General features: G+C 31.4%; 11 protein-coding genes. 1 reads left to right on the top strand and 10 read right to left on the bottom strand.

What is annotated here, in order from left to right:
- Nucleotides 1-74: 74 nt before the first annotated feature.
- Nucleotides 75-569 (top strand): DinB family protein, encoded by a 495-nt coding sequence (locus H0I30_RS05825; protein ID WP_218773338.1) that lies wholly within the window; start codon nt 75-77, stop codon nt 567-569.
- A gap of 5 nt (nt 570-574) precedes the next feature.
- Here H0I30_RS05825 and H0I30_RS05820 read toward each other — a convergent pair whose 3' ends face one another.
- The 10 genes from H0I30_RS05820 to H0I30_RS05775 form a co-directional block, all read right to left on the bottom strand.
- Nucleotides 575-1687 carry a gliding motility-associated C-terminal domain-containing protein gene (locus tag H0I30_RS05820; protein ID WP_218773337.1) on the bottom strand — a complete coding sequence of 371 codons (1113 nt, stop codon included), beginning with the start codon at nt 1685-1687 and terminating at the stop codon, nt 575-577.
- Between the two features lie 47 nt (nt 1688-1734).
- Entirely contained in the window at nt 1735-2928 is a 1194-nt protein-coding gene (locus H0I30_RS05815) for a hypothetical protein (RefSeq protein ID WP_218773336.1), read from the bottom strand.
- 124 nt (nt 2929-3052) lie between these two features.
- Nucleotides 3053-3757, bottom strand: a complete 705-nt coding sequence (locus H0I30_RS05810) for a hypothetical protein (RefSeq protein WP_218773335.1) — start codon at nt 3755-3757, stop codon at nt 3053-3055.
- A 34-nt stretch (nt 3758-3791) separates the two neighbouring features.
- Nucleotides 3792-4727 carry a hypothetical protein gene (locus tag H0I30_RS05805; RefSeq protein ID WP_218773334.1) on the bottom strand — a complete coding sequence of 312 codons (936 nt, stop codon included), beginning with the start codon at nt 4725-4727 and terminating at the stop codon, nt 3792-3794.
- 116 nt (nt 4728-4843) lie between these two features.
- On the bottom strand, nt 4844-5899 hold the full coding sequence (locus H0I30_RS05800; protein WP_218773333.1) for a D-alanine--D-alanine ligase: 1056 nt from the start codon (nt 5897-5899) through the stop codon (nt 4844-4846).
- A 1-nt stretch (nt 5900) separates the two neighbouring features.
- Nucleotides 5901-6140, bottom strand: a complete 240-nt coding sequence (locus H0I30_RS05795; protein WP_218773332.1) for a DUF6095 family protein — start codon at nt 6138-6140, stop codon at nt 5901-5903.
- Nucleotides 6133-6948, bottom strand: a complete 816-nt coding sequence (gene murQ, locus H0I30_RS05790) for an N-acetylmuramic acid 6-phosphate etherase (RefSeq protein WP_218773331.1) — start codon at nt 6946-6948, stop codon at nt 6133-6135. The genes H0I30_RS05795 and murQ overlap by 8 nt, the downstream gene beginning before the upstream one ends.
- Before the next feature lie 86 nt (nt 6949-7034).
- Nucleotides 7035-9260 (bottom strand): NADP-dependent isocitrate dehydrogenase, encoded by a 2226-nt coding sequence (locus H0I30_RS05785; RefSeq protein ID WP_218773330.1) that lies wholly within the window; start codon nt 9258-9260, stop codon nt 7035-7037.
- Between the two features lie 695 nt (nt 9261-9955).
- The gene (rplS, locus tag H0I30_RS05780; protein ID WP_218773329.1) at nt 9956-10303 is read right to left on the bottom strand and encodes a 50S ribosomal protein L19; all 348 of its coding nucleotides are present in this window, start codon (nt 10301-10303) and stop codon (nt 9956-9958) included.
- 146 nt (nt 10304-10449) lie between these two features.
- Entirely contained in the window at nt 10450-11859 is a 1410-nt protein-coding gene (locus tag H0I30_RS05775) for a glycosyltransferase family 39 protein (RefSeq protein WP_218773328.1), read from the bottom strand.
- Nucleotide 11860 lies beyond the last annotated feature (1 nt).

Below are 11860 nucleotides of genomic sequence, written 5' to 3'. Positions count from 1 at the left end.
AGTTGTGAAATACTTTATTTTAGACTTAAAAAAGTCTATATTTATAGATATTACTATTAAACCCCTAGTGAAAAATGATTGAAGCTATTGATAAAAATCTGCAAAGAGGAATAAAATTATTAAATGCTATTTCTGATGAGCAATACAGTAATAAATCAATTGCTCCATACTATTCGAGTATTGGTGCTAATATGCGGCACGTTTTAGATGTTTTTGCTTGTCTTTTTAACGGATTAGAAGATAATATTGTTGATTTTTCAGATAGAGAAAGAAATCAGTTAGCAGAAGAACAAACTAAATTCGGAATTGAATATTTTAACGATGTACTTAGGCAATTACATACTTTAGAAATTACAGATTATGATATTATTATAGCTGTTACAGATGATTTAGGAACAGGTAAAATTACGGCAAATTATACTTTAGCAAGTGCATTAATACAAGCACATACCCACGCGGTACATCATTTTGCTAGTATAGGTTTTATAATAAGTCAATTAGAAATAGAGTTGCCTGATGCAGATTTTGGATACAATCCAACAACACCAAAAAAAGCATTTATAGAGTAATAGTTTTACCTATGAATATACACCCAACCTCTCTGTATTTTAGATAGACTATCATCACCAAACCTTAAACGATAAAAATAAGTACCTACTGGTAAATCATTATTGGCTTTTATAGTTGCTCTACCAAAAGACTTTCCGTTCCAGTTATTCTTGTAATTCGTTTTTTTGTATACAATATTACCCCATCTATTGTATACTTCAAGTGTATTTTTCTTGTACTGATCTAAACTTTCAAATACTAAAGTTTCGTTTGTGGTATCTCCGTTAGGTGTAAATATAATGTTTACATTGTCTAGGTTACCATCAGAAAAGTTAGAACCTATTGTAATTACATCGTAATTATCGGGTATAAAATTATTAGAGGTTACCTGCCCTTTAGTAACACTACCTGATACAGCGATACGACCAAGATCTACCCATTTATTTATTACACTACTCCAGCCAACAACACGTAAATTTTCGATGTTTTCTGTCATGCCAGGTATGTTACTAAAAACATCCCAAGTTAATGTTATAGTAGTTTCAGTAGCTCCGTCTAGGTCCCAAAATTCATTTGTATTTATATTTTCAATGAATACTTGCTTCTGATCTGTTAAAAAAGAAGTACTAAATGTTATGGGAGCGTTAGGATCTTCATAAAAATAGGCTCCTTTAAATGTAGTATTCTGATTTTGTTCTGGTAAAATCATAGGCCTTATTCGATTATCATCTCCTATAGGAAATGTAAACTCATTTAAGCCTTCAACTTGAGAATAGCCATCAACATACCTATCATCATCTTCACCAGCATAAAAATTGTGGTTTATAAAATTTAAAGAAACAGATAAATCGTTTTTATCCGTTAATATTTTACCGTTTATAAAACTTAATTCATTAGTAACTCCCATAGAAATTTGAAGCTCTAAATCATTATAGGTATTTATATCAACATCATAAAAAACAGGCATGTTATTTCCCGTAACAACTCTAGTAATGTCATCACTGTAAAAACCAGTGAGTCCTTTGTTGTTATTAAAAGTTCCGTTGTTTATTAAATCGGTATGAAAACCTATTTTAGCATTGTTATGCAATTGTATATCGCCAAAGTTTTGAAACGCAGCTTGAGCTGAGCATAGCATACTTATGCTCACTAAAAATAGGAGTATGATATGTTTTCTCTGTTTTATCATTTAATAACTAAAACAATATTAAATAATACTGATGTTGAAATAATTGGTATTGAAGAGTTTATTGTCATAACCCCATTAGTATCTATGGTTACTGAACTGATAAGACCTGCACTATTATCATATGATGTCACATAATAATATAATTCATCGCTATTATACGCGTGGATCTGACTGGGGGCTCCTGAACTAACTACTTCTGGAGTACTAAATTGATCTAAATATTCTGAATAAATATTTACAGTAGTAGTTGATGTAAGTGGTTGAATATTTATTTCAATCGGTGGTAAATAAAATGTCTTAGCCGCTTTGATTGGTGTTATTTGGATCCAAGCGCCGTCGTTATATATAAAAATATCTTTATGGTTACCAGATGCAACAGAATATATAAAAACATCAGCCTCTACAGCTGTATAATCTACAGGAAATGCAAAAGTAGCAGGTGTTCTTGCGGTTACATTTGTAGATTCTGTTACGGTGTTAGGTGTATTCGTATTATCAATCCAATCAGTACCAGTAGCTGTTGATGATAGTATTTGGCCAGCCGTTCCTGCATTGTTATTAATATCTAATAAAGTACCATCTAATTCTAAGTTTTCTTTAATCGTAACTTTTGTTACGTTAGAGGTCTCTTCAATGTTTATAGCTTCAATTCCGCCTACAGCAAAACTTATGTCGTCTTGAAAGGGGCTATACATTCCTGTGTCAGTGTCGTCATTAAAACGATAAGCAGGTTCTCCTACATTACCATCTGAGTTTAACATTCCAGCGGATCTAATTGCACCTGAAACTTGAAGTTTATTTGTTGGTGTATTTGTTCCGATTCCAAATCGATTATTAGTATTGTTAAAAAAAAACTGAGAATTATTTTCAGTTGGTGTGCCATCGGTATTTGCAAAAAAAACGGAACCTGTGGCACCTGTATGGGTATTATCAATAGTTATTGATCTCCATTCTGTATTATCTCCATCCCAAATTTCTATTAAAGTAGGGTTGGGATATGTATCAAAATATATATCACCGGTAACCGCGTCAGTATCTGCCGGTTTTGTACCCGTAAAAACACGTGTATTCTTTATATTACTGATGGTTCCTTTATTGTCAATAACCTTAACTTCTTGTGCGAAAGATGAAGAAACAAAACAGAATAATAAGATAAAAAATGAGAATATATGTTTTAAATTTTGAGACATTTATACGATGTATATTAAAATAATTATTAGTTCATTGGTAGGAAGTTATAATAGAAAAGTTGGTTGGTGTTTATAACCAACTTTTCTTTATTTAACTTTAAGATAATTTTCGGTAAAAAATTAATTATTTATAATATTGAACTTCTATAATGTCACCTGCATATACAGCCCAAGCACCACCTACACTACCAGTAGGGTCAAGTGTAACTGTACTAGCAGCTACTGTGTAATCTACACCTGCAATTAATTTAGCCCCATTTCTATAAACCCACACTTTACTGTATTCAGGTAAAGGGATTTGAGCCCCAGTCATTGTTGGTGTGGCAGTTACTGCAGAAACATCATATGTAAGTTGGTTATTAGCAGCAGTAAAATATGTTTGACCACTGGTAATAAGATCGGTAACCAGTAGTTTTTTCATTTCTCCTGTAGCTTCGTCTCTCACAACTAAGGTATATCCAGTTGCATCATATGCCGTAGCAGCCGCGTCAGCTGATGCATCAGCAGTACCAGTAATAGCAAATGTCTGACCATTAGTATCAATAATAGTACTTTCAGTTAAAGTACCTCCAAGTTGCCAAGTTGTAACAATACCTCCATCTGGAGCGTTATCAGTAAACATTGTAATACCGTTATTTGAAGTAAGAAATTTTTTTGTTCCTTTGTTATCAATAACTCTAACATGCCCTCCTTGAGCATCAGCTATAGCTTCATTTCCTTTTCCAAGAGAAGTAGTTGCACCTCCTGCAGTTTGTGCATTTACTGCACCAAAGCTTATAAAAGCGATTGCAGCTAGAGCTAATTTAAAATTGTTTGTAATTTTAGTCATAATTAATTATTTTAAAGTTAATAATTTGGTTTAGTTAATAATATTGTATGATTCTTATTTGATCACCTAGGTAACAAGTAGCCCCAGGTTCAATTTGTATGGTATTTGTATTTATGACAGTGAAGTCAATACGAACACCATTTCGGTATACATTCACTTTTTTAGCATCTTCAATAGTTAAAGGTGGGCTGAACTGTACTTGTCCATCAAAGGCAGTAATTTCAGAAACTTCTTCATTAAATAATCGTGAAGAAGGCACTTTTCTTAAAGTACCATTTGCTCGATTAACTGTAATTACTTCATCTTCATTTAAGTTTCCGTCTTTTAAACCTGTTATGGCTAGGGTGTTTATAGTATTGGTTTCTATAGTTGTAGGTTTAATTAGTACACCACCTAATTGTACAGTATTGCTACTATCTATAAATAATCCGTTATTTGCCATTAGTGTGAAGTATGAATTTACCCAGTTAGCACCATCAAAGGCATATATATAACCTTTAGTATTATCTACGTATACATCACCAGCAATTGGGTTTACAGCTGATGCTGCATTCGGAGGTCCCGAGCCTCTCCTAGGGTTGTTGTCTATCGAGATCCAATTTGAGCCGTCCCAAATACTTGTTAAGTTATTCTCTGAGTCGTTAATCCAAAAATCACCAATGTTATTGTCTGTTGGTGGAGTAGTGTTTGTGGTAACTTTTATATTAGAGTTACACAGATTTTTCCAAATTAATCCATCAAATAAAAACACGCAGTTTGCATTGGTATTAAATACCAATGCTCCTCTAAGTGGAGACATAGCATTCATTTGTACCTCTGACATTCGACTTATAACTAACGCTTTATTAGTACTTTCTAATTCTAAAATAGAATATGAGTCAATCAAAGATGGATTATCACCTACTTTTACCTGGCCATAAATAGTGATATTAATTAAAAGGAAAAAGAGTAAAAATAGTTTTGTCTTCATATAATTACTTAGGTGGTTAGCTACACAATAATAATGATAATTTGAAGAAAATAAAATTTTATTTTTTTAAAAAAAATAATATAAGAGGTTGTCTTGTAGTGTTTTGTGTTATTTTTTTAGGGTTTTTGGGTGTTTTTTATTTTTAAAATATATTTTTTAAGTGCTAACATTTCATAAGTAAAAAGTATAGAGTTCTTATAAGGAGTGTTAAATTTTTTATTATTTACGGTTGCTATTTCATAAATGCTTTTCCAATGATCTCTTATACATTTAAGAGCTTTAAAATAGGTGTAATTTTCAGAATCGTAAATATGTGTAGGTTCTGCTAGTATTCCGTTTATTTCAATAATTTTAAAATCATCACCATTTTCTAGAGCAGAAAAAGAGTTGTATTTTAAATCGATACGGCCATAATACCAACCAGGAATAGCGATGCTTAGTTTATCGAAAGTTTTTATTAATTTCTCATTAATTAAGTGATTTCCGTTTAAAAAATGCGTTCCTTTAGAGTGGTTTCCTATAGCAGTTAGTTTTACTACCTCTTCTTTTTTAGGAATTTCAGCTAGCTTTTCTTGATGAATTTCGCTGAATAACTCTATATATAACCTAGCTCTATCATCATTTAAAATTAGTTCTTTTAATGATGATTTTCCATCGCCTGTAACCGCTAAAAAACGCTTTAGAGTTAAAGAAGTAATATGGCCTTGATTATTTTGCGGATTACGGTGATAAAAAACACCACATTCATTTTCGAAATCAAGAAATTCTTGAATAATGATATTGATTTTATACTTGTTTAAGTATTCTTTCAATTCAGCTTCAGAATATATTTTCTTTACTAATAAACCTCTAAAACCAATGTCTGGTTTTGCTATTAAAGGGAATTGAATTTGTTGCTCTTTTATTTTAATTAAAACAGTATTGAATTCGCTATTAGGTTTTACTAATATCGATTTAGGTCTGTACCTTTCAGGAATCAACATGGTAGTTTCGTACTTGCTCTCGGTACCATTTCCTGAGCTTTTTATGGCAGGATTTACAGCACTAAAAAAGGCAAGGTGTTTAGCTTTAAAAGCTAAATAAAAAGCATACGGTAAATTAGGAACATAAAACATAGCCGTTGGCCAGTGTTCCCATTTTGTAAGTCTCTCTATAGTAGTATTTTTTCTCAAGTTATTTTTGAAATAAATAGTCTAAAAACGCTTTTATTGTTTTAAATCCGAAGTATACAGTAAATAAAATTAAAAAAGTACCTAAAGTTAATAATACATAAGCAATATAAGTTTCAGGCGCTTCGGTGTAAATTCTAAAAGCTTTAAAACCGAAACTTAATACAATAGGAGACAGTATTAATAGCCCTAATAGAAAAACAAATTTTCTTACAACAGTATCAAATGTTTTTGTCTTATTCATTCGGATAGTTTTTAATTACAGTACGTACGTTTCCGTATTTTTTTAATAGTTTACTAGCTGTTTCTTGGCTGATATTTAATTCGGATACTAGCATTTTTTCTCCTCTATCTATTAATTTTTTGTTTGATAACTGCATGTCAACCATTTTATTGCCTTTTACCTTGCCTAGTTGAATCATAGTAGCGGTAGATAACATGTTTAATACTAGTTTTTGAGCAGTACCAGCTTTCATACGTGAGCTTCCGGTTACAAATTCCGGGCCAACAACAACTTCTACCGGAAATTGTGCTGTTAAAGCTAACGGACTGCCTTCGTTGCAAGTAATACATCCTGTAATAATGTTGTTTTTATTGCATTCTTCTAAAGCTGTAATTACATACGGAGTAGTACCTGAGGCAGCAATGCCAATAACTACATCTTTATTTGATATGTTATGTTCTTGTAAATCTATCCAACCTTGGTTTGTTGAGTCTTCGGCATTTTCTACAGCTTTTCTTATGGCAATATCTCCACCAGCAATAAGCCCGATAACCAATTCATGAGGAACTCCAAAAGTAGGAGGACATTCGCTAGCATCTAAAATTCCCAAACGACCACTTGTACCAGCGCCAATGTAAAACAATCTGCCGTCTTCTTTTAATTTGATAACAATTTGTTTTGTCAATTCTTCTATTTGAGGCAATGCCTTTTGAACAGCTAAAGGAACTGCTCTGTCTTCGGTATTTATGCTTGATAATAATTCAGAAATACTCATTTTTTCTAAATGATTGTATTTCGAAGATTGTTCTGTAGTTTTAGTAAAGCTCATAAATCAAATTTAATGAATTTTATATTTTGTATCACAAAAAAAGCAGGTGATTTATCACCTGCTTTTATAATATATTACTTTAAAAATTAAATACTTTGTAAAATAGTATTTAAAGTAGTACTTGGTTTCATAATTGCATCAGCTAAATTATCAGTTGGTTCATAATAACCACCAATTAGAGCTTCTTTTCCTTGTACAGTGTTTAACTCGTTAACAATAGCAGTTTCGTTTGCTGCCATTTTATCTGCAATAGGAGTAAACTGTGCTTTTAAATCAGCATCTTTAGTTTGAGTAGCTAACGCCTGTGCCCAATACATTGCTAAGTAAAAATGAGAACCTCTATTGTCTAACTCACCAGTTCTTCTAGAAGGACCTTTTTTGTTGTCTAATAATTTATCAGTAGCATCATCTAAAGTTTCAGCTAATACTTTTGCTTTAGTATTACTATTCGTTTCACCTAAATGCTCTAAAGAAACAGCTAAAGCTAAAAATTCACCTAAAGAATCCCAACGTAAATGGTTTTCGTTTACTAATTGTTCAACGTGTTTCGGAGCAGAACCTCCAGCACCAGTTTCAAATAAGCCACCACCATTCATTAAAGGAACGATTGATAACATTTTAGCTGAAGTACCTAATTCTAAAATAGGAAATAAATCAGTTAAATAATCACGTAATACATTTCCGGTTACAGAAATGGTTTCTTCACCTTGTTTAACTCTTTCTAAAGTAAAAGTAGTTGCTTCTGGAATAGACATAACAAAAATATCTAACCCGTTAGTATCGTGATTTCCTAAGTATTTTTCTACTTTTTTAATGATTTCAGCATCATGCGCTCTGTTTTCGTCTAACCAAAAAACAGCAGGTGCTTTAGTTGCTCTAGCTCTAGTAACAGCTAATTTTACCCAGTCTTCAATTGGAGCGTCTTTTGTTTGACACATTCTCCAGATATCACCTTGTTCTACTTCGTGAGAAATTAAGGTGGTTCCGTTTGCGTCAATTACATCCACTGTTCCGTTTGATGTGATTTCGAAAGTTTTATCATGTGATCCGTATTCTTCAGCTTTTTGAGCCATTAAACCAACATTAGGAACTGTTCCCATTGTGGTAGGGTCGAAAGCACCATTTTCTTTACAGAAATCTATAGTGGCTTGGTATAATGAAGCGTAAGAACTATCAGGAATTACAGCTTTTGTATCTTGTTGCTTACCAGCTTTGTTCCACATTTGTCCTGAAGTACGAATCATGGCTGGCATAGAAGCATCAATAATTACATCCGAAGGAACATGTAAGTTCGTGATTCCTTTATCAGAATCAACCATTGCAACATCAGGATTATTGGTGTATATAGTTTCTATATCTGCTAAAATTGCTGCTTTTTTATCTGCAGATAACTCTTCTAGGTTACTTAATAAGTTACCGAATCCGTTATTTACATCAACTCCTATTTCTTCGAAAATAGCGTTGTGTTTAGCGAATAAATCTTTAAAGAAAATACGAACTGCATGTCCAAAAATGATAGGGTCAGAAACCTTCATCATTGTTGCTTTCATATGTAATGAAAATAACAATCCTTTTTCTTTTGTATCTGCAATTTGCTCTGATAAGAAGGCTAATAAAGCTTTTTTATTCATTACAGATCCGTCTATAACTTCACCATCTAATAAAGAAACTTTTTCTTTTAAAGTATTTTTTGTTCCGTCAGTATCAGTATGTACAATTTTTACATCTGTAGCATTGGTTATGGTAACTGATTTTTCGGTATGTGCAAAATCTCCACTAGTCATTGTTGAAACATGTGTTTCTGAACTAGAGCTCCAAGCTCCCATTGAATGTGGATTCTTTTTTGCGTAATTTTTTACTGCTTTTGGTGCTCTACGATCTGAATTTCCTTCACGTAAAACAGGGTTTACAGCAGATCCTTTAATTTTATTATAACGTGCTAAAATTGCTTTTTCTTCATCAGAATTAGCTTCTTCAGGAAAATCTGGTAAAGCATATCCTAAAGCTTGTAATTCTTTTATAGCAGCTTTTAATTGAGGTACAGAAGCAGAGATATTAGGTAATTTAATAATATTAGCTTCTGGCTTCTTTGCTAAGTCTCCTAAAAAAGCCAAAGCATCTTCTACTTGTTGCTCTTTTGTAAGAAAATCAGAGAAATTAGCAAGAATACGTCCTGCAAGAGAAATATCCTTTGTTTCTATTTCTATGTTAGATGATTTTGTAAAAGCTTTTACAATAGGTAAAAACGAACGTGTAGCTAATGCTGGAGCTTCATCCGTTTTAGTGTACATGATTTTAGCAGTCTTGCTCATATATTAGTTGTTTTAAGGTGGTATTATTTAAAATACACACAGTAATCATTAATTTTATTTTTGAAGTATTGCAAATTTAAGAATTACCGATGAGTTTTTACATGGTAAAACGTTATTAATTAAGGTGTTTTATTATGAATTTGATAAATAATGGAAGGCTTGGTAGCTTATTTTTATTAAATGTAAAAGCCATATTAAACAATTTCTTGTAATAATATGGCTTTTTTAAAATAGTAATCGTATTGATATGTGTTACTGTCCTTATCAAATAGAACAATGTTCTATGCTTCTCTTTATGAAAAGACTACTTTCCTATTTTAACTGAAACATATCTTTAAGGTTATATTTAAACTTCTCTTACTTGTTATCAATTATATCTAATAAATAATTGTAAATAATAAAACAACTTGTATTATATTCAAATTAGATAAGCGAATTAAAAGTGTTTAAAAATAATATACAAAAAGAACATTTCTTTTTGTGAGTTTATAGTAATGTTACTTATTAGAGTATGAGCTAATAATAAGATATTTATATAAACTCTTTTGTAAATATAAATAATTATTTCTTGTTTTAATAACGTTTAACGATTTAGATATCAACACGATATAAACTGTGGTTGTTAACAATTGTGAATAAAAAAAGCGTTGTGAAAATCACAACGCTTTTTTATAAGTCGATTTAAGAAGTAAATCTTAACCTCTTCTTTCTTTAATTCTTGCTTTCTTACCAGTAAGACCTCTAAAGTAAAAGATACGTGCTCTACGTACAACACCTTTTTTGTTTACTTCAATTTTCTGAATAGCAGGTAAGTTTACAGGGAAGATACGTTCAACTCCTACAGTACCAGACATTTTTCTGATTGTAAAAGTTTCAGAAGCACCAACACCTCTTTTTTGTATAACAACTCCTCTAAAGAACTGTGTACGTACTTTTTCGCCTTCTCTAATTTCGTAAAACACTGTAATTGTGTCTCCTGCAGAGAATTGTGGTAATTCGTTTCTTGTTACAAATTCGTCTTGAACAAACTTTACTAAATCCATTGTAATGATATTTATATGATTTTATAAAACAACGTTCACGATATTTTCGTCAGAGGTTAATTTATGGCTGCGAAATTAATCAAAATATTATAAAATATGCACTTTTTGTTTCATAATATTCATCACTTTATAAAACCATTTTATAATTAATTGTTTTTTGGACTAAAAAGATAGAGTTTTTTCTTTTTATTACTGTCTATTAAACTGTAATTTAGGTTGCTATCTATGGTTGTTTTTTTAGAATTCTTTTTTGATATTATTAAATAAAACGGATTTTCACTTTTTAAAACACGTTCAAGTTCTTCTGATTTTATAGATTTTACTTTTCCTTTAGAATAAAACTGACTAGAGTAACTTTTTGTTTTGTGATGATAAATCTGAATACCTTTTTTGCAAGAATCCTGAATAAAATATTTATCAGAATTTGCATAGGTTTCCATATTGTTATTCATCAAACCAAATCCATAAACGAAAATAGTAGCAATTGGTACGATTAAACTAATGGTTATTATCGTAGTTTTTTGTTTGATGTCTTTCCAAAAATGAACAGCTAAAAGAGCAATCGGAATTAATACAGGTAATATATATGGGTGAATTAAACTTTTAGAGACAGTAAAGAATAAAGGTGTCCATACTAACCAAGCACTTAAAAATAATATCCATTTGTTAGAAAAGAACGATGTTCTGTTTTTCCATAATTTTCCAATGATTACTTGAATCCATGGTAGGGCAAATAATAAAAGAAAAATCCAAATCATTCCTAAAGGTTGTTGTTTTGGAAATCCATATTTATCACCAGACCAACTACTATCAAAAAATCGACTAAAGTGTTCACCAACGATAAAATAGTCGATAAATCCTGGTGTCTTTTGTTCAGCTAAATAATACCACGGAATTGCAATTATTCCTATTATTAAAACTCCTAAAAGAATAGGGAATGTTTTAAATACCTTTTTAAACGATTTTGAAATTAGCGTCCACATAAAAATAGGAGGCAGGGTTAAAATAAAAATAATAGGTCCTTTAGCTAATAATCCCAATCCGAAACCAACAAAAATTAAATATTTCCAAATAGGTTTTTCTGGGTGATGCATGGCTTCCCAAAAAGAAAGCATTACTAAGGCAACACTAAAAGCTAACGATGTATCAGTTGATACAACTCCGGCATGAATCAAAAACTCTGGAATGGTTAGCGCGATAAATCCTGGTAAAAAAAACGGAAGTTTTTCTCTTTTAGCATATTTACCAATCAAGAATATCATTAAAATACTTAATAATAAGTAAGGTAATCTTGCGGTAAACTCCGAAACTCCCAAAATATCAAAACTTAAAGCCGATAACCAAGTAGAAAGTGGTGGTTTTGCCCAAAACGGAACTCCGTAATCTATTTGTGGCGTTATGTAGTCGTTTGTTTCTGCCATTATTCTGGCAATCTCTGCATACCGAGCTTCTGTTTTGTCCATCAAAGGAACTACAGCGTTTAAAAAACCTCTCCATAATATTAAGAGAAGAACAGCTATTGAAAAAAAGTTTTTCTTATTGATTAGTTTACGCATT

Source organism: Tenacibaculum sp. AHE14PA (assembly GCF_019278465.1).
Lineage (GTDB): Bacteria > Bacteroidota > Bacteroidia > Flavobacteriales > Flavobacteriaceae > Polaribacter > Polaribacter bernardetii.
This window is presented reverse-complemented; position numbering and strand designations above follow the sequence as displayed.